Raw genomic sequence first — 18,253 nt, 5'->3', positions numbered from 1 at the left:
CTATACACTTTTTGCTTCCCCCTTTACTTTTTCATACAACGGTGACATTTCTCTTAGTCTTGCTACAACTGGTGGTAATTTTTCAACAACATAATCAATCTCTTCTTGCGTGGTAATATCTCCTAATGATAGTCTAAGGGAGCCATGAGCAATCTCATGAGAAAGTCCTATAGCCATTAAGACATGAGAAGGATCTAAAGAACCTGATGTACAGGCAGAACCACTAGAACCAGCAATTCCAAGCATATCAAGACTTAGTAATAATGCTTCTCCCTCAATAAATTCGAAGGATAGGTTTACATTACCAGGAAGTCTTTTTTTCGGATGTCCATTCAACCGCGTATAAGGTATTTTACCGGTTAATTTATGAATTAATTGATCCCTTAACTGCATCAGCCGTTGATTATGTTCTTTTATGTTTTCATGAGCTATTTCTGCGGCTTTACCAAATCCAACGATTCCTGGCAAGTTTTCAGTACCAGCTCTTCTTTTCTTTTCTTGTCCCCCTCCATGTATTAACTGATTGAGTTTTGCACCTTTTCTAATATATAAAGCACCAATTCCCTTAGGGCCATAAATTTTATGAGCAGAAATAGATATTAAATCAGCACCTAACTCTTGTACATCGATTTCAATATTACCATAAGCTTGTACTGCGTCTGTATGAAAAATGATTGATTTTTCTTTTGCTATGCTTGCTATTTCTTTGATAGGTTGTATCGTTCCAATTTCATTATTAGCATACATAATCGTTATAAGTATTGTATTATCTTTAATAGCATTTTTCAAGTCTTCTAAATCAATAAGACCATATTGATCTACATCCAAATACGTAACTTCAAATCCTTCTTTTTCTAAATATTGGCAGGTATGTAACACTGCATGATGTTCAATTTTAGAAGTTATAATATGGTTCCCTTTGGCCTTTAAAGCATAAGCCACACCTTTAATCGCCCAGTTATCTGCTTCAGATCCACTACCTGTAAAATATATTTCTTCAGATTTTGCACCTAGGGATTTAGCAACCTTATCTCTCGCTGAATCTATAGCTTTTTTGCTCTCTCTACCAAACGAATGGATACTTGATGGATTGCCAAAATGTTGATGAAAATAAGGCAACATTTCTTCTAAAACTTCTTTTTTTACTGGTGTTGTAGCAGCGTAATCTAAGTACACCTTCATGTGATCCTCTCCTTAAACATATAATGATTTACTTATTTTATAAACTTAATTTTTTATATATAAAACATATAATTGTCTTTATTTTTAATTTTATTATGGTCCTCCAGCATATCTTCTAGTGAAATAGAATCTATGACTTCGTTTACACTATCTCGAATTTTTTCCCATACCATCTTTGTAGCACAATAGTTGGCTTTTTCACAATTTTTAGGTTCCTCCTCCATCACACAATCAGAAGGCGCTAAAGGACCCTCCAGTGTTCTGATAATATCTCCTACTGTGATGTTTCTAGGCTCACTGGCTAACATATATCCTCCCTGTGCGCCTCTTACACTTTTCACTAGACCAGCTTTTCTTAAGATAGCTACCAGCTGCTCCAAGTAGTGATCAGATATTTCCTGCCTCTCTGCAATATGCTTTAAAGCAATGGGACCATCGCCATAATGAAGAGCTAAGTCAAACATTGCCTTTAATCCATACCTTCCTTTAGTTGAAAGCTTCAAACTACCTACCTCCCCGAATTCCAAGTAAAATGATTGGAGTTTAATTTAATTATAGTATCTCCTAGTATTTTTGTCAAGATTCCAAAAATAAAATCGCCAAAATTATGAAAAAAAATACAATCTTATCTCTTATTTCTTCTTTTTATCCAATAATATTTTATATTTCTGCACCTTTTATATTCTTCTAAAATACAATATGGATATAAGGAGGTGTCTAATGAATGATTGATTTAATACTTTTTGTGATGATTACTTTTCTTACAGTCATCTTTATTTTTGTTGTAGCTCCCGTTCTTAGTAAAACCATTAATAATAAAGACATGGAAAAAGTTGAAACCCTTATCAATAGAGTTGTTCTATTTATAGAACAAACAGAAAAAGATATCTCAAACGAAGAAAAAAAGCATTTAGCCATAAGCTATACAAAAACTATTTTAGAGTATTTGGACATAGAATTCAATGTCTTATTGCTAGAAATTCTAATAGAAGCGCAGGTTTATTTACTGAAAAATAAAAGTACAAATAATTAATTTAAATCTTTCCTTGATAAAAATAAAAAAACCTCTCTCAGAGGTTCATTTTTTATGCTTTATCTTTTATCTCTTAAAAATATTTTCTTTTTATAATCAAGTCTGCTGCATGACCAAAATCTAATGTAATCGTACTATACTCTTTTGCAATTCTTTCACTGATAATCACAGCAGGAATTCCAGCTGAAACCAATACGATGTCAAAGCGATTTCGATATAGAGAAGTGAGCTTTACGATCTTAGAACAATCCTTTAATCCTCTTACGGCTCTAAGTAATCCTACTACTCTTATACCTTCCCTCGTTAAATAAGGCACTAGTCTGTCTACCTTATTGCCTATAAGAAAAACCCTTGGCTTAGGAGATTGTAATAAAAATTTTTTTAACCTTTGCTTCTCCATTAGAAAATAATTAATACATGCATTTGTCAGTACCTTTTGGTTTGTGTTTATCTGGTGGGCCTCAAAAACTTTTATCAGCAAAGGAGTAAAGTCCGGTAATTCATTCATTGCTACTCCAACAATATCTGCTTTTTTCACTGAAGCAACAAGTTCATCTCTAGCCTTTAAATCCGGTACAGTTAATCCAGCATAAGGTAACCATTTCCTCTTTTTTATTTCATCACAACGCAATACAACTTCCTGAGCTAAGGCTAAGGCTTCCCCATCGCCTAATCTTACAATGGACAATCCCTGCTTATTTCTATAAGCCGTATACATTTTTTCAATGACTTCATCTGCCGATAATAAACTTTCCTCCTTGATCATTCTTTATCACATCCCGATTATGACTTTTTAAGCTAAAGAATCCAATCTAGTACTATTTTATGCTGCTGATTATGCTATCTATGAACTTTTCTTAATCCTCTGTAACTATGCAAACAAAGGCGTTTTATGACTATTATTATTTATAAATATACACTAATTTTTCTTTATAGGAATCCATCTCATGCCAAATATATGGAAACTTCTTATCGCAGTTTTTATCTATTTGTTTTGCTATTTTAGCAATCGAATACTGATTATCCCACTTATATATTTGAGGCCTATAGTCTGCTATACCTAAAAGTTTCAATCGTTTGCTATGGATTAAATAGGGAAGTTCTGGAAATCTATTGATGCCAACTGCAAATGAAAAATCAATCAAAATTAATCTATCTAAATTTTTATCTTGATTTTGAGCTACCATAATATTTTTGGGATGGATGTCACGGTGAATAATATTTTCTTTGTGAAGAGTTTTTAATATACTTAGCAGTTGTAACAAAAATTTCTCTTTTTGTTCATTTTTTGATAGTAACCTATCTCTTAGTTTTGCGTTACTAAGCATCTTACTTAGCATCATTCCTTCAATGAACTCAAAAACAACAAAAGGAAATACATCATCTTCGTAGGTAATCACATTAGGGAAATAGGGTGACTTCTTCAGTCTTGGCAATTGAAGTATCTGTGCTTCCCGAGTTATAGAACCACAGAAATATCTATCATATTTTATAAAAACTCTTTTATTTGTTGATAAATGGCTTCCCTCAAAAAAAATATTTGATTTACCTACAGTTAATGGATATACCTCCTTTACATTATAAATCTTATATTCTTTCTGCAAATGCTGTAGAAATTTCTTTTTATCTCTCGTCTCCACTTTAAATCTCCTCCTCTACATAAGTCTTACTGCATTGAATCAATCTCCATCAAAATACTTATACTTTATCTGTATGAAAGCACGATAAAATTGTGTATCACTACTTATTTATAGGAAGAGTAAAGTTGTTTTTACAATGTCTCATATAAAATAAATAGGCTTCATTACTTAAGAAGTTTAGCCTAAATATTTTTTATACACATTGACAAAAATTTCTCTATACTTATCATAGCTTTTGTATCTTTCTTTTTCGCTTTTAGGACAATCATGTATACACCATACTTTTTCCATTTTAGGGACGACTACCTTATAACCGGCTTTGATAAACTCTAAACTCTGTGAAACGTCATAAAAATGCCATCCGGTAAAAAGATCTTCCCTCCAAGGCACATCGTATTGAGTAATCATTATCAATCCATCTATTCCTTTTACAGTTTCATAAGCATTCCTAAAGTTTCCAAATCTCCAAGGCAACTGCTTTCCATCAAGATGTGGAATATGGATAAGATTTCCATACTTATGGTTTGATTGATGTAATAACCCATTTTGGGGAAGTATTTTAGCTCCCGCAACGCCAATCATTCCAATTGCCTTATCTCTTTGAAAAACATTGATAATATCCGCAATAAAATTTTGATTAGTGATGTATACATCTTGATGCATATAAACTTTATATTTTGCATTGGTGCTGCGCATAGCTCTGTTATATGCTTCAGTAAGATATTTAGCATCATTTATAATAATCTTCTCTACTTTACATCCATCAGGAATTTTTAATGAATTTATGTGACTTAAAGCCTTTTCACTCTTCCTTTTATTGTTAACACATATTATAAAACATATTTTTTCTCTATATTTAATATGTTTTTTTGCATTAGTATTTGTATGGGTATAAACAGTTTTTTTATTTTCTTTATTGGCATAAACAAATTTTTTATTTCCTTTTTCTCGAACTTTTTCTATTTCATGTAAACCACCATTAATCTTTATTTTCATCCTCATATTTCTCCCCTTTTAATTGCTGTATTTATCATTGACTATTGTTCTAATTTATTATATTCAGCTTAAAATATAATGTTAACTGAATACCTTTGAAACACTGAATTACAACGTATTAACTCAACTGAAGTTTTTATTAGATAAAAAAAATCCCTCACATAAAGGTGAGGTTTTATAGTTTCATAAACTAAACGCCTATTACTTCTGGTACATCAGGGGTAAATGTGAGTCCAGCTGGTAAGTCTGATAACTCTAACAAAAATTGAATAGCAGCTGGGTTGGTTTCAGGAGTACCATCAGTTTGTGCATAGTTCATTGCTGAAATATTTAGATCAAATCTTATCGTAGTACCAATGGGAAGTACTACAGGAACAACTACCTCGTCAGAAAACTGGTAAACGATTTTCCAGTCATCCGTTGGCGACAATCCTGTATTTAGATCAAAAACACCACCGCTAATAGGAATTTCATCTTCAAAAAGTACGATACCTAGCAGATCTAGCCCTTGAATTCTCAATGTTCCTTGAAAAGCATTGTCAGCAAAAACAGTTAAATGGACTGGTATAGTAAAATCTAGATCTATGCCTACGGCTAATCCATCTGATTCCGCAGCTGAACCAAAGTCTACTATTTCACCATTTTCAGCGCTTGAAAGACTTACTGGATCCTCTGACCAAACATATTCAGGTTGATCTGTGAGGGCTGGATTTGTGATTTGGGGCCAGAAGGTAAAAGGATTTGTTACCTCTACCGCCGTATCCCCTGGAGAAAACGCTGGATCTGCTGGATCTTTGAAAAAGGTGGTTGCACTATCACTTATAAACCTATAAATTGCCATTTTATTTTCCTCCTTTTAAATTTATTTTTTTGATTTGAAAAGAGACTATTGTCCTTCCCTCTTTTCACTATAATCTATTCAGAACATAAAAATATGTTACTAACTTACTTGGTTTTTTTTCTTTTTCTCCCTGTAAGTGTCCGCGTAAAATATTCATTATGAAAAATGTTTTTTTGAATAGCTTTATAATTCGCTTTATTCTTCCATGCGACATAATTAAAACTTATTTGATCTCTTATGCTGAAGGAAGCTACTTCATCCCACCAAGCCTCCATTAATTTTTTTACTTCGGCCTCATTATGTTTTCTAATCATTACCCCACTTGCAATTAAACCCTGTTTCTTTTTATAGCCATCCAATTTATATCTTTCTATTTGTTTTGAAATTATTTTTGGATTATCTTTTTTTTTAGAGCATACCCTTGCTTCATCATAGAGACAGTTTCTTGTTGGATGTTTGAAAAAAGCCATGTTTGCATTACCTAATTCTTTTTTAAGCAATTTTCTAAGGTCTCCTATGATCAGCATACTTCCATCAACCCAAATACTATATTCATAGTCTGGTAGATATACATGCGGCAATATTTTGTATCTTCTTGCTGTTTTAATTAGATGATTAGAAGGATCATTTATTTTCCGTATTTCCCATATGTTTGATTTCATATTCTTATCGTCAGTAAAACAAATATAATCACATTCTTTTGACACAAATCTTGGTTCTTTCAATTTTTCATATTTTCCAGTAATAGCCGTATAAATTGCAATTTTATTCTTAGCCATATTTATGATCACTCCTAAAAATCATTTTATAGCTTCTATAAGGCATACGCTCCTAAATTTTAATATACTAAAGGCTGCATTTGCAGCCCATGGTTTTGGGCGAAACCGTAGACCGTATATATTAAAATTTATCTTTAAAAGCGTATGTCTATATTTATTTGTATTTATCTAATTTTGATTTTATCCTTTGACGCATCATTGAAATATCTTTATTATTCCTGGTTTTTTTTACATACTCTGCTACAACACTAGCTCCATGTTTCTGTTTCAGTATATGTCCAGCCCTTCTACTAATTTGTTTTCGTCTTTCTAGCGTAAAGCTTTTTGATTTTTTGTGGTAAATATAACAATGATCTGCAATTCTCAGTACATATCCAGCCTTCACTGCCCTAATACAATAATCATCTTCTTCACCATACCCTATAGGAAACCTAGCTTCATCTAGATATCCTATTTTATGAATGACTTCTCGTTTAATCATAAAGCAGAATCCGTTGACAAGGGGAACTTTCGGAAATTTTTTAAGAGATACCGATTGGACAATTGAACTCATAGTCTCTAAATCAATTCCTTTAGGCAGCTTATTTGTCAACCAGTTTTTCATATCAGGAACCGTCTGCCAACCGGCTGAATTTGATAAGGGACCAACAATTCCTGTTTTTGGTGTTGTTGTGATACATTCTATTAACTTTTCTAACCATCCCTTTGTTACAATAGTATCACTATTTAATAACAGTAAGAACTCCCCTCCAGCAGCCTTTAACCCTTCGTTTGCAGATACAGTATATCCTTTACTTTCTTTGTGGGTAATCAGTCTCACCGGCTTATTTTTAATAAATTCAGATAAAAACTTCTTCGTCTCTTTATTACTCCCATCATCTACTATAACTAAATCAAAATCAATTGTTTTCTTGGCATAGAGTGACCTTAAACATTCTTTAACATCCTCTAAAGCATTATGAATACAAATAATTATACTTATTTGAGGATATTTTACCTTATTATTCAAAACTATTTCGCCTCCCTTCCTTTGAAATATCATCTCCCCGCGCCCCGCATTTTTTACTACAATATATGTTTGAGTCTATAAGATGTTCCTTTGGCTTGCTCGCCCCTAATAAGTTTGTATTTTAAAGAGTAACATTAATAACCTTCTGACATACTTTGTATTAGCAATAAAGTTAAATCAGTAAAACCACAAACAAAGTCTTTTTAGGAGAGTGATTATTTTGAATAGGTTTTGGGATAAAATTATCCAACCAATTGTTGAAAAAAATAGTGCTAAGCATATTGTAGAAATAGGATGCGCTAGTGGTGTAAATACAAAAAAAATTTTAAGGTTTGGGGAAAAAAAATATATAAAACTTTCGGCAATAGATCCCAAACCTTTGTTTAATACGAATGATCTCAAGGTACATTATAAGGATCGTTTTGACTTTTACAAAGATATAAGCTTAAATGCTTTGCCCCTCCTTAAAGATTACGATATCGTTCTTATTGATGGGGATCATAATTGGTACACAGTTTATAATGAGCTTAAGCTCATAGAAAAATCTAGTGTAAATAAAACTTTTCCAATTGTTTTTTTGCATGATGTAGCTTGGCCCTATGCTAGAAGAGATTTATATTATAATCCAGAAAACATTCCAAAAAAATTCCGTCACCCCTACAAAAAGGCAGGCATGAAAGAAGGTCACAGTGATTTATTAAAAAAAGGAGGGCTGAATGCAAAGCTCAACAATGCAATTTATGAAGGGAATCAACGGAATGGGGTCTTAACTGCTGTTGAAGACTTTTTAAAGGAAACGAAATATGATCTTTCTTTTCAAATGACAAAAAAGTGCCGCGGCCTAGGTATCATCTATCCTAAAAGTAAAGATTTAGATGTATCAATCAAAAATTTACTGTCAAGTTTTTAAAAAATTAATGTACTAAGCTACCTGTTTAAAATGTTCTTGTATAGCTTAGTACATTTTATTGCCTGCTGCTTATTATTATCTTAAATAATTCCGAAATGTTCTCCAGTTCTTATCCTTATCAGATTGTATTATCTCATGAACTTTATCTAAAGGCCATTCAATCTTTATATCTGCATCATTCCAGATAATCCCCCCTTCATCTTCAGGATGATAAAACTCCGTACATTTATAGGCAAATTCTGCCGTCTCTGAAAGTACTAAAAAGCCATGAGCAAAGCCTTCTGGTATATAAAATTGTCTTTTATTTTCTTGATTTAATATACATCCATACCACTGACCAAGGGTTTTTGAAGTTTTTCTTAAATCCACCGCAACATCGAAAACCTCACCCTTTATCACCCTGACTAACTTACCCTGAGGATATTTTTTTTGAAAATGAAGTCCTCTAAGAACACCTTTTTGAGATTTTGATTGGTTATCCTGTACAAATATCCTATCTAATCCAGCTTCTTTGAACTCTTTATGATTATAGGTCTCCATAAAATAGCCTCTGCTATCTTGGAACAATCTTTGTTCTATAATGTATAGCCCTTCAATAGGTGTTTCAATAAACGTAAAATTCCCCATACTGTCCCTCCCTAAAGATTTCCATACATCTTTTCAAAATAATTCGTATACTCTCCAGAAGCTATACCGTCAAGCCATGCTTTGTTTTTTATATACCAATGAATTGTTTTTTTAATTCCTTCTTCAAATGAAGTTGTAGGTTTCCAGCCTAATTCTTCTTTTATTTTGCTGGGGTCAATACCATATCTTCTATCGTGCCCTTTTCTATCTTCCACATACTTTATCAAATCTTCATTTATAGTATTATCAAGGTTTTCAGAGATATATTTTATAACAGTTTTTACAATATAGATATTTGTTCTCTCATTGTGACCTCCTATGTTATACACTTCTCCTATGGACCCTTTTCTTATTACCCTATCTATTGCCCTACAGTGGTCTTCAACATAAAGCCAGTCCCTAACATTAAGTCCATCTCCATAGACAGGTAACGCTTTTTTATTAAGACAATTATTTATAATAAGTGGTATCAACTTTTCTGGAAATTGGTAAGATCCGTAGTTATTTGAACATCTAGTAATATTTACAGGCATTTTATAAGTGTCATAGTATGCCTTAACGATTAAATCTGCTGCCGCTTTACTTGCTGCGTATGGGCTATGGGGATCTAAGGCAGTATTTTCTGTAAAATAGCCTACATCTCCCAAGGAACCATATACTTCATCTGTAGAGATTTGTATAAATTTCTTTTCCCTATCAAAACCATTCTTTTTTTCCCAAGCTTTTTTAGCTACATTGAGTAAATTTTGTGTTCCTAAAACATTAGTTCTTACAAATACCTCCGGGTCATAAATACTTCTATCCACATGACTCTCTGCAGCAAAGTTTACAACACAATCAATCGCATATTTTTCAAATATTTTTCCTATCGCTTCTTTATCACAAATATCTACCTTCGCAAATATGTGTTTTGGATTGTTTTCTACTTCTTTTAAGTTTTCAAGATTTCCAGCATAAGTTAACATATCTGCATTGATTATTTGAATATCACCATATGTTTTTAGTATATATATAATAAAATTTGAACCAATAAAACCTGCTCCTCCAGTAACTAAATAGGTTTTCACAGTTTAACCTCCAAATCATTTAGTATTACTTTCCTTTTTTATCCTCCCTGCTTAACAAGTAATCTAGATCCATTTCACTGGCTAAGATGCTAGCGTTTAAAAGAGAATCAAAGGTTCCTGCATCTGTCCACCAACCCTTTAAAATGTCGTAGGTTAAGGAACCTTCCTTCACATACCAGTTATTCACGTCTGTAATCTCAAGTTCTCCTCTACTGGAGGGTTTTAAAGTTTTGATTGCTTCAAATACCCTATGATCATACATGTAGATTCCTGTAACACAATATTTACTCTTTGGTTTTTGCGGTTTTTCCTCTATTCCCACTATTTTATTTCCTTTTATTTCAGCAATGCCATATCTTTCTGGGTCCTTAACTTCCTTTAAGAATACCTTAGCACCACTTTTCTGCTGATGAAATTTCTTCACACTATCATAAATACTATCTTGAAAAATATTATCACCTAATATAACGGTACAGTTATCCTTTCCTACAAATCCTTCACATAGCCCTAGTGCTTCAGCTATGCCTCCTGCTTGATCTTGGGTTTTAAATGTAAATTTAACCCCATATTCATAACCGCTGCCAAGTAAATTTACTATTGATCCCATATGTTCTTTTCCAGATATAATCATAATATCCTTGATCTCCGCCTCTTTCATTTTAGCGATCAAATAGTAGATCATTGGGTATTTTCCTATCGGCAAAAGATGTTTATTTATAACCTTTGTCAGTGGAAAAAGTCTAGAACCTGTTCCTCCTGCTAAAATAATACCTTTCAAAATATCCTACCTCCTAGAATTTACTAACCAGCTATCCTTGTTCCTTTAAAATATTCGCTATCAAAAAAGCTAAGGGCAAATAGCAGGACTTAACTCTCATTATATTGTATTATATTAATCCTTGAAGAATTTGGTTACTTGCAACTTAAGGAAAAGATATATAGCTATAGTCACAAATCTTGATAATCGCATAAATTATAGTGTATAGAGTTAATCAGAGATATTGAAAGGGGTGCTAAAATGTCAGAAAGCAAAACAAAAATCATTGTAGATATTGAATTTAACTCTAGAGCCACTAAATGTAGAGCTACTAAACTTAGTCGTACCAAGGCATGGATCGATTATAGGATGTCAATCTTTAATAAATTTACATTGCAGAGTTTGAAAAAACAAATGAATCAAGAATTTTTAACTTTGGTTAGGTATGATAAAAACACAAAAAACTTAATTAAGGCTGCCTTATCTAACTACGCTCCACTGCCGACAAATATTAAGTTTATTGCTAGTGATGCTTATGAAAATATAATTAAAAAAAATATTATTGGTTACGATAAACTGTATTTGGTTCAATTAGACTGTGACGACATGTATCATAAAACCTTCATAGATCAACTACATGCATATCGACCTAAAGAAGGTACGCAGGTATTAATCAACCAAAAAGGATATGTATATGACTCCATCAACCATCGCTTAGGTCATTGGTATTATCTATCTCCGCCCTTTTATGTCACAGTGAATAAAGTAAAGGATTATTTAGAAGGCAAAAGAATTCGTATCGGTAGTCACCATGCTATAGCAATAAAGTATCCACATGAAATTATCCCAAAAACCAATTATATTGTCTTAATTCATGATAAAAATACCATGAACAAATTTGACAGTCACAGAGTGGGAAGTATTATTAACAATAAAGATGAGATAAGAAATATTCTTAAAGATTTTATGTGATAAACTACATTTTTTTGAAAAGTCATATAAGGAGTTGCTAAGATGTCAGGTAAAAAAGTGAAAATAATTGTTGGAATTGAGTTTAACTCTAGAGCAAACGGTATTAGTCGTACAAAAGATTGGATTGATTATAGAATGGAGATTTTTAATAAGTTCACTTTACAAAGCCTAAAAAAACAAACAAACCAAGATTTCTTAGTTTTAGTTAGATATGCTGAGAAAACCACAGATCTGATTAAAGATGCTTTATCCCACTATAACCCTCTACCAAATAATATTAAATTTATTGAAAATAAGAAGTATGAAAGTATTATTGAAAAAAGCATTAAAGGCTATGAATATTTATATTTAGTACGCTTAGACTGTGATGACGTTTACCACAAAACCTTCATCAACCAACTGCATGAATATAAACCTAGGAAAAGCACCCGAGCATTAATTAATCAAAAGGGATATGTATATGATGCTGTGAATCATCGTTTAGGAAATTGGTATTATGTTTCACCGCCCTTTTATACTTTAATCTATAAAACTAAAGATTATTTAGCTGGAGAAAGGATACCTATCCCCAGGGGCCATTGTACAGTGATAAAGAATCCTCACGAAGTTATTCATAAAACGAACTATGCTGTGATTGTTCATGGAAAAAACACTTTAAACGCCTTTAATAATCATAGAATTGGAAAAGTAATAACAGATAAAAAAGAAATACAAAATATCCTTAAAAATTTTATCTAAAATAAGATTTTAAAATTATTATTAACAAAATCAGATATCTAGAGCCTACAAGAACCATTTTGTCTAATTTAACATAGTGACAGTGCAGGATAGATATCTGATTTTTGTTATAGGGTGAATATATATCTAAAGACTATACCGTTACATAGTCTTTATAATTAGCAATTTTCCCAACAATTTTGCAGCTTTTTAACCACTCTTTGTCAGTAATTTTCCAAGTATGATCCTGTGGACTTGAACGTCTATGTGCAACATAATTAAATCGGTCTGCCGCATAAATTTTAAAGTTGTTTGCAATACAATCCTTTCTAAACTGTGTATCTGAACCTCCTACTCTGTCTGTTGCAAACTTTACTTTTTTAAAAATTTCTTTCTTTGCAGTTATAGTAGAGCCTGCTATAAAATTTGTATAGCAGTGCTCTTGACCTAAAGCGTTTACTGCCAAAGTCTTACTTCCTTCAAAATAAATATAAAAATTTCGCTTTCCTACGATATCTGCGTCTGTACATCTAAAGCAATCCATAATGTCACCTAAAAATTCTGGAGCATAGTAATCGTCATCATCAAACTTGGAAATATAATCGTATTTTGCTTCTGCTATAGCAAGGTTCAGACATGCTCCTAATGGCTGACTTTCATCTAGCCTAAGAATTTTAACATTGTTATATTCACCAGCCTTTTTCTTCCATTCTTTTATATCGATATCATTTTTATTCAATACAATAATTAGTTCTTTTGCATGGTAGTTTTGATTTTCAAAGTTTTTGAAAATATTTTCTTTAAACTGATGACGGTTTGTACAGGTTATTATAGATACTCCAGGTTTTTCTAACTTCCTATACTTTTTTTCAGGTTTATATTTGTAAACACTACTTCTTAATCTTTTTCTCTTATTCAACAAGGAAATTCTATCCTGAAGCTCCTTACCTTGAGGAACTTTTTTCGTTTTTACTTTAATATACTTGTTTTTGTAGGTAGCATCTATAGAAGCTTTATTTTGATTTTTATTTATAGGATACTTGATTGTGTTGATTTTTTCCATTTTTTCTGTATAAATAAATTCCTTCTTTCCTTTCTTATCAATTGCTTTAATTTCGTAGAAATTACCATTTATTTTTATTTTCATCTACATGCTTCACCCCTCCAAGAGAAAATATTTTTTCACTTTTTTCTCTAATAGCATTTCTAGTATCGTAAATAATTTTTGAACTTTCTATGAGTAGTTGATAGTCTATTCCACTATGATTTGTAATAATTACTGTACAATCATATTTTTTTAGGTTTTCTCTGGTAAAAGGAATGGCATAAATTCTTTTATCTTCCACCGTTATCTCTTTTACGTAGGGATCATAATAATCAACGATAGCTTTATTGTCAATCAGTATACTTCGTATTTTAAAGGCAGGGGATTCTCTTATATCATCAATATCTTTTTTATAAGCAACACCTATCATCAAAATTTTTGAACCTTCTAAATTTTTACCCTGGGTACTTAGAATCTCTCCAATGGTATATACAATATGTTCTGGCATACTTTCATTGATTTCAGTTGCCAACTTAATAAATTTGCTGGAAAAATTAAAGGCTTGTGCCTTCCAATCTAAATAATTTGGATCAATTGGAATGCAATGCCCTCCGATGCCTGGTCCTGGATAAAAAGGCATAAATCCAAAAGGTTTTGTGGAAGCAGCTTCTAAAACTTCCCAAATATTTAACCCCATTTTTTCGCACATCAAAGCCATTTCATTAATAAAAGCTATATTAACACTTCTAAAGGTATTTTCCAAAAGTTTTACCATCTCAGCCGTCCTTGCTGAAGAAACAAAACAAACCTCATTAGCGATTTCCTTATAGAGTAAACCTGCTAATTCACTACACTTCTGGCTTATTCCCCCTATTATTTTAGGGGTGTTTTTTAAATTAAAAAATTCATTTCCTGGATCAACCCGTTCAGGAGAAAAACATAGGTTAAAATCTTTGCCTAGCACCCATCCCTCTCCTTCTAACTCCTTCATAATTATTTCTTCTGTTGTACCAGGATAACTAGTACTCTCTAGAATAATTAAGCTTGGTTTTTTTGCGTATCGCTTAATATTTTTTACTACTTGATAAATATAGCTAACATCTGGAATATTATCTTTTAATGGTGTAGGAACACAAATAATAATGACATCTGTTTGTTCCATCTTTTTATAATCGCTAGTAATAGACAAGTTTCCTTTTTTTATTTCTTTGGCTACACTTTCATCTGAAACATCTTTAATATAAGAGGTTCCCATTAACAACTTAGTAATTTTTGTTCTATCAGCTTCAATACCAATTACCTTATACCCTGACAATGCAATTGATACTGCTAAAGGTAAACCCACATAACCTAAACCTACAATACTAATAACAGCTTCTTTATTTATGATTTTGTCTTTAAGGCTCATACTTCTATCTCCTTCTATCAATATCTATAGTGAACTCTTTAATTTTATTGTATGACAAAGTAATGTAGGTGGTTACGGAAGATGGATTAAATATATCTTCATAACAAAAAAGGAGATAAAAATCTCCTTATTTATCCAATAGATATTCTTTTAATGCCTCTTGCCAGGGCCTCAACTTGATGGATGAATTGTTGTTCAAAGTTGAGTTTGCAGGTCTTTGAGCTTTTCTTTGTATTTCAGTAGAAGTAATAGGACTAAGCTTTGCTGCAATATTTTTAATCTTAATAATTTCCTTAGCAAAGTCATACCATGTACTATTACCTGCATTAATGAAATGATACACACCATAGTCTTCCATCACTAGTAATTTTTTTAATGCTTGAGCTAAATCCACGGCATAGGTGGGAGAACCTATTTGGTCATCTACTACCTTTAAAAGCGTATTATTAGAAGTTAGACTTAGTATTGTCTTAACAAAGTTTTTGCCTTTATTGCCATATAGCCAAGCAGTTCTTACAATAAAGTATTTCTCAAGATTTTTTTGTACTTCAATTTCACCCTCATATTTAGACATACCGTATATATTGATGGGGTTTGGCAAATCGCTTTCATTGTAAGGACTTCCCTTATTCCCGTCAAAAACATAATCGGTGCTTATATAGATCAACTTGCTACCTAAATTTCCCGCCACAATAGAAACATTTTTTGTTCCTTGTGTATTTACTTTAAAAGCCAACTCCGGCTTATTTTCGCACTGGTCTACATCTGTAAAAGCTGCTGCATGGATAATTACATCTGGTTTTATTGTTTTTAGGGTTTTATACACTTCATCCAACTTGGTAATATCTATGTTTTTTCTACCTAAACTAGCAACCTTTTTATCCTTCATTACCTTGATTAACTCGTGTCCTAGCTGTCCAGTACCTCCTAGTATACATATTGTCATCTTTTCACCCCACAATTCCTTACTTTATTATTGATCGACTAACTACTTTCCCCTACGCCTTCAAGGGTACCTATTCTATCCTATTAGAAACACCTTCTTTTTATCACTTTGAAGTCTATAGATAATCAATTTCAACCCCTAATAAAAATATGCGTTCCCATTATCTTTTAAAACTGTTTTAATTAAATTATATTCTTATCCATTGACTTTAGTTACATAGGTATAACAGCTTATAAGTTTTTCAACAACTTTTTCCCATAAAAACTTTTCTAAGATATATTTCTTAAAGTCAGTATTAAAGGATTTTTTTAATGATTCTAAAACTTTATTTTCTATCTCTTCCAAATCATAGGGATCAACATAGACAGCGAAATCTTTAAAATATTCTTTTGTACTACCCTCCTTCGTAGTGACTATATTGCACTTTCCTAACGCTGCTTCTAAGCTTACCAGTCCAGGAATTTCATACCAACTAATCAAAGCATGTACTTTGGCAGCAGCATAGATAGCCTTTAAGCTGGAATGATTTATTTTAGGAATGTATAAAATGTCTTTATTGATCTTCATACATTGATGATAATAATTTAAATCATTGATTGGACCCACCAATACAAGAGGAACGCCTAACTTTTTTGTAACTTTCGCTAAAGTTAATTGGTTTTTGTGAGGAGAAATTCTGCCTACCGATAGTACAAAGTTTTCTATCTGAAGCTGTTTTAAGAAATCATTGGCATTCCCTTCAGCAAAAGTTTTATCTACGCCATTAAAAACCACCTTGTAAGGTAAGTTTATATTAAAATTTTTTTCTATTTCTCTCATTTCACTTTCTGAACTAGGCAAAAGCAAATCAACACCTTTAAAAACTTCTTTCCTTAATGGATCATATTTTTGCCAGTAGCTTGCTTTTAAAGCGTTTGTAAAAGTATTCGGTAGATACTTAACATAGTTCCAATAGATAGGTGTTAATACTACTTTTTTCTTATATTTCATGGCATTTATAAAAAATTTGTAAGTGTCTAGTACATTAATTGTATTGAATAGATGCACCAGATCATATTTTTTTAAATCCTCATTTGGATTACTAGAAACCGCTACCTTCATTCCAGCTTGTATGAGATACTCTTTTGTTTTTATTACCAGGATACTATCACCTGCAATATTTTCTTGATAATCATGACGAATATACATCAAAATTTTCATCTACTCACCTTCCTGGGTAACTTCCTTAAGTAAGAAGAAATAATCTCTTCAATGTTATCTATTCTTTTTTCCCAAGCATTTCGTCTTGCTATTTCCTTTCTTTGCGCTAGAATTTCTGAATCGTTTTCTACTAGGGCTTTATCGATATGATCTATAAAATCTTTATGGTTTTTAGCAACATATAAGTATCTAGCAAAGGGCATAACCTCTGGTAAAGCAGCACTTACAATGGGTTTTCCTTGAGATAAATATTCATACATTTTTATTGGGTTCGTAGCATAAGTTATTTTATTTTTCCTAAAAGGAATCAGCGTAACATCCATCATACTTAAAAATGAAGGAACTTTATCATAGCTTTGATGCCCTACATATACGATATTATTTTTTTTAGGCATTGCAATATTTCCTAAGGATGCTCCTACTAATAGCAAAGTATGTTTTGGTTTTTCAGCAGCTATCAATTCTAACAATTTATAATCAACCCATGGGGCTAATGCTCCTATATAACCAATGATCCCCAAAGCGTTTTTTATCTGACAATCGATTGAAAGTTTATTTCTTTCGCTAAAGTGTTTATAGTCACAGCCATTTGGTACTAAATATAGGTCTTTTCTATATTTAGCTATGGCATGATATAAAGGGTTAGACGTAGCCAGCACAATATCTGCAATTTTTAACATCTTATAATGATCATTCTGAAGAAAAGGAAAATCATCTACACAATCATAAAGAAATAACTTTTCTTTAAAAAGTCCCTTTAAATCCCTCTGTCTTGGATCTATCACCCAAACAACATCTGCCTTTTCAGCACTTTCTATTAATCTCTTCATATCATGACAAATAGTAAGGTTCTCTGATAACGCCTCTAAATATTTGTCTTTTCTTTGGGTTTTGTTACAATAAATCACCCTCCACCCCCTCTCACTCAATCCCCTCATCAGCTGTTGCGGTCTTTGATACATCCATTCATAGTTTACTGAGGAAACACATACTACCGTTGGCATTTCTACACCTCCCATTCTTTCTTCGCTATCTTCCATATATTACATCTTCCATTATTTAGGGGATACTATTGAAATATTGACATAAATTTTGTATGATAGTTAGTAAGGTTAACATAATAT

20 protein-coding genes are annotated in these 18,253 nt (G+C 32.0%); 4 read left to right on the top strand and 16 right to left on the bottom strand.

Annotated elements, in window-relative coordinates; translation table 11 throughout:
- Window positions 1-1,182, bottom strand: coding sequence for a cysteine desulfurase NifS (nifS, locus tag BJL90_RS14700; RefSeq protein WP_070969581.1), 1,182 nt, complete (start codon window positions 1,180-1,182; stop codon window positions 1-3).
- A gap of 53 nt (window positions 1,183-1,235) precedes the next feature.
- Entirely contained in the window at window positions 1,236-1,685 is a 450-nt protein-coding gene (locus BJL90_RS14695; protein WP_070969578.1) for an RrF2 family transcriptional regulator, read from the bottom strand.
- 221 nt (window positions 1,686-1,906) lie between these two features.
- Here BJL90_RS14695 and BJL90_RS14690 point away from each other — a divergent pair, with 221 nt between their 5' ends.
- Complete coding sequence (locus tag BJL90_RS14690; protein WP_070969575.1) at window positions 1,907-2,215, top strand: phage holin, LLH family; 309 nt, start codon at window positions 1,907-1,909, stop codon at window positions 2,213-2,215.
- Window positions 2,216-2,288: 73 nt separating this feature from the next.
- On the opposite strand, the gene BJL90_RS14685 is transcribed toward BJL90_RS14690, so the two are convergent.
- The 6 genes from BJL90_RS14685 to BJL90_RS14660 all read right to left on the bottom strand — a co-directional run bounded on the left by BJL90_RS14685 (window position 2,289) and on the right by BJL90_RS14660 (window position 7,480).
- Entirely contained in the window at window positions 2,289-2,981 is a 693-nt protein-coding gene (locus BJL90_RS14685; RefSeq protein WP_070969572.1) for a GT-D fold domain-containing protein, read from the bottom strand.
- Window positions 2,982-3,117: 136 nt separating this feature from the next.
- Complete coding sequence (locus BJL90_RS14680; RefSeq protein ID WP_070969569.1) at window positions 3,118-3,855, bottom strand: protein kinase domain-containing protein; 738 nt, start codon at window positions 3,853-3,855, stop codon at window positions 3,118-3,120.
- Window positions 3,856-4,032: 177 nt separating this feature from the next.
- Entirely contained in the window at window positions 4,033-4,851 is an 819-nt protein-coding gene (locus BJL90_RS14675) for a glycosyltransferase family protein (RefSeq protein WP_169824227.1), read from the bottom strand.
- Between the two features lie 190 nt (window positions 4,852-5,041).
- On the bottom strand, window positions 5,042-5,692 hold the full coding sequence (locus BJL90_RS14670; protein WP_070969566.1) for a hypothetical protein: 651 nt from the start codon (window positions 5,690-5,692) through the stop codon (window positions 5,042-5,044).
- Between the two features lie 104 nt (window positions 5,693-5,796).
- A complete protein-coding gene (locus BJL90_RS14665) occupies window positions 5,797-6,471 on the bottom strand; it encodes a glycosyltransferase domain-containing protein (RefSeq protein ID WP_070969564.1) in 675 nt (224 codons plus the stop codon).
- Between the two features lie 154 nt (window positions 6,472-6,625).
- A complete protein-coding gene (locus BJL90_RS14660; protein ID WP_169824226.1) occupies window positions 6,626-7,480 on the bottom strand; it encodes a glycosyltransferase family 2 protein in 855 nt (284 codons plus the stop codon).
- Between the two features lie 220 nt (window positions 7,481-7,700).
- On the opposite strand from BJL90_RS14660, the gene BJL90_RS14655 reads away from it, so the two are divergent.
- On the top strand, window positions 7,701-8,390 hold the full coding sequence (locus BJL90_RS14655; protein ID WP_070969558.1) for a class I SAM-dependent methyltransferase: 690 nt from the start codon (window positions 7,701-7,703) through the stop codon (window positions 8,388-8,390).
- Between the two features lie 75 nt (window positions 8,391-8,465).
- Here the strand turns inward: BJL90_RS14655 and rfbC are convergent, their stop codons facing one another.
- The 3 genes from rfbC to BJL90_RS14640 are packed head-to-tail and all read right to left on the bottom strand — an operon-like array spanning window position 8,466 to window position 10,862.
- A complete protein-coding gene (gene rfbC, locus BJL90_RS14650) occupies window positions 8,466-9,017 on the bottom strand; it encodes a dTDP-4-dehydrorhamnose 3,5-epimerase (protein WP_070969555.1) in 552 nt (183 codons plus the stop codon).
- 11 nt (window positions 9,018-9,028) lie between these two features.
- Window positions 9,029-10,084 (bottom strand): dTDP-glucose 4,6-dehydratase, encoded by a 1,056-nt coding sequence (gene rfbB / locus BJL90_RS14645; protein WP_070969552.1) that lies wholly within the window; start codon window positions 10,082-10,084, stop codon window positions 9,029-9,031.
- 25 nt (window positions 10,085-10,109) lie between these two features.
- The gene (locus BJL90_RS14640) at window positions 10,110-10,862 is read right to left on the bottom strand and encodes a sugar phosphate nucleotidyltransferase (protein WP_070969549.1); all 753 of its coding nucleotides are present in this window, start codon (window positions 10,860-10,862) and stop codon (window positions 10,110-10,112) included.
- A gap of 240 nt (window positions 10,863-11,102) precedes the next feature.
- Here BJL90_RS14640 and BJL90_RS14635 point away from each other — a divergent pair, with 240 nt between their 5' ends.
- Both BJL90_RS14635 and BJL90_RS14630 read left to right on the top strand, forming a co-directional pair.
- Window positions 11,103-11,813: a glycosyltransferase gene (locus tag BJL90_RS14635; RefSeq protein WP_070969545.1), complete on the top strand. Its 711-nt coding sequence runs from the start codon at window positions 11,103-11,105 to the stop codon at window positions 11,811-11,813.
- Window positions 11,814-11,855: 42 nt separating this feature from the next.
- The gene (locus BJL90_RS14630) at window positions 11,856-12,551 is read left to right on the top strand and encodes a glycosyltransferase (RefSeq protein WP_070969542.1); all 696 of its coding nucleotides are present in this window, start codon (window positions 11,856-11,858) and stop codon (window positions 12,549-12,551) included.
- Window positions 12,552-12,684: 133 nt separating this feature from the next.
- On the opposite strand, the gene BJL90_RS14625 is transcribed toward BJL90_RS14630, so the two are convergent.
- From BJL90_RS14625 to BJL90_RS14605, 5 genes are all read right to left on the bottom strand, one after another.
- Complete coding sequence (locus tag BJL90_RS14625) at window positions 12,685-13,677, bottom strand: glycosyltransferase family 2 protein (protein ID WP_081562019.1); 993 nt, start codon at window positions 13,675-13,677, stop codon at window positions 12,685-12,687.
- Window positions 13,655-14,983: a nucleotide sugar dehydrogenase gene (locus BJL90_RS14620; RefSeq protein WP_070969538.1), complete on the bottom strand. Its 1,329-nt coding sequence runs from the start codon at window positions 14,981-14,983 to the stop codon at window positions 13,655-13,657. The genes BJL90_RS14625 and BJL90_RS14620 overlap by 23 nt, the downstream gene beginning before the upstream one ends.
- Window positions 14,984-15,110: 127 nt before the next feature.
- Window positions 15,111-15,929 (bottom strand): dTDP-4-dehydrorhamnose reductase, encoded by an 819-nt coding sequence (rfbD, locus tag BJL90_RS14615; protein WP_070969535.1) that lies wholly within the window; start codon window positions 15,927-15,929, stop codon window positions 15,111-15,113.
- A 195-nt stretch (window positions 15,930-16,124) separates the two neighbouring features.
- Window positions 16,125-17,129 carry a glycosyltransferase gene (locus tag BJL90_RS14610; RefSeq protein WP_070969533.1) on the bottom strand — a complete coding sequence of 335 codons (1,005 nt, stop codon included), beginning with the start codon at window positions 17,127-17,129 and terminating at the stop codon, window positions 16,125-16,127.
- Window positions 17,126-18,133 carry a glycosyltransferase gene (locus BJL90_RS14605; protein ID WP_169824225.1) on the bottom strand — a complete coding sequence of 336 codons (1,008 nt, stop codon included), beginning with the start codon at window positions 18,131-18,133 and terminating at the stop codon, window positions 17,126-17,128. The genes BJL90_RS14610 and BJL90_RS14605 overlap by 4 nt, the downstream gene beginning before the upstream one ends.
- Between the last annotated feature and the right edge of the window lie 120 nt (window positions 18,134-18,253).

Source organism: Clostridium formicaceticum (assembly GCF_001854185.1).
Lineage (GTDB): Bacteria > Bacillota > Clostridia > Peptostreptococcales > Natronincolaceae > Andreesenella > Andreesenella formicacetica.
Note: the sequence above shows the minus strand (reverse complement) of the source record. Positions and strands in the feature narration are given on the sequence as shown.

What these genes read in the sequence shown, in the direction of transcription:
- nifS (WP_070969581.1), bottom strand. Translation starts at nt 1,182, where the DNA reads ATGAAGGTGTACTTAGATTACGCTGCTACAACACCAGTAAAAAAAGAA.
- BJL90_RS14690 (WP_070969575.1), top strand. Translation starts at nt 1,907, where the DNA reads ATGATTGATTTAATACTTTTTGTGATGATTACTTTTCTTACAGTCATC.
- BJL90_RS14685 (WP_070969572.1), bottom strand. Translation starts at nt 2,981, where the DNA reads ATGATCAAGGAGGAAAGTTTATTATCGGCAGATGAAGTCATTGAAAAA.
- BJL90_RS14675 (WP_169824227.1), bottom strand. Translation starts at nt 4,851, where the DNA reads ATGAAAATAAAGATTAATGGTGGTTTACATGAAATAGAAAAAGTTCGA.
- BJL90_RS14670 (WP_070969566.1), bottom strand. Translation starts at nt 5,692, where the DNA reads ATGGCAATTTATAGGTTTATAAGTGATAGTGCAACCACCTTTTTCAAA.
- BJL90_RS14665 (WP_070969564.1), bottom strand. Translation starts at nt 6,471, where the DNA reads ATGGCTAAGAATAAAATTGCAATTTATACGGCTATTACTGGAAAATAT.
- rfbC (WP_070969555.1), bottom strand. Translation starts at nt 9,017, where the DNA reads ATGGGGAATTTTACGTTTATTGAAACACCTATTGAAGGGCTATACATT.
- BJL90_RS14635 (WP_070969545.1), top strand. Translation starts at nt 11,103, where the DNA reads ATGTCAGAAAGCAAAACAAAAATCATTGTAGATATTGAATTTAACTCT.
- BJL90_RS14630 (WP_070969542.1), top strand. Translation starts at nt 11,856, where the DNA reads ATGTCAGGTAAAAAAGTGAAAATAATTGTTGGAATTGAGTTTAACTCT.
- BJL90_RS14625 (WP_081562019.1), bottom strand. Translation starts at nt 13,677, where the DNA reads ATGAAAATAAAAATAAATGGTAATTTCTACGAAATTAAAGCAATTGAT.
- BJL90_RS14620 (WP_070969538.1), bottom strand. Translation starts at nt 14,983, where the DNA reads ATGAGCCTTAAAGACAAAATCATAAATAAAGAAGCTGTTATTAGTATT.
- rfbD (WP_070969535.1), bottom strand. Translation starts at nt 15,929, where the DNA reads ATGACAATATGTATACTAGGAGGTACTGGACAGCTAGGACACGAGTTA.
- BJL90_RS14610 (WP_070969533.1), bottom strand. Translation starts at nt 17,129, where the DNA reads ATGAAAATTTTGATGTATATTCGTCATGATTATCAAGAAAATATTGCA.
- BJL90_RS14605 (WP_169824225.1), bottom strand. Translation starts at nt 18,133, where the DNA reads ATGCCAACGGTAGTATGTGTTTCCTCAGTAAACTATGAATGGATGTAT.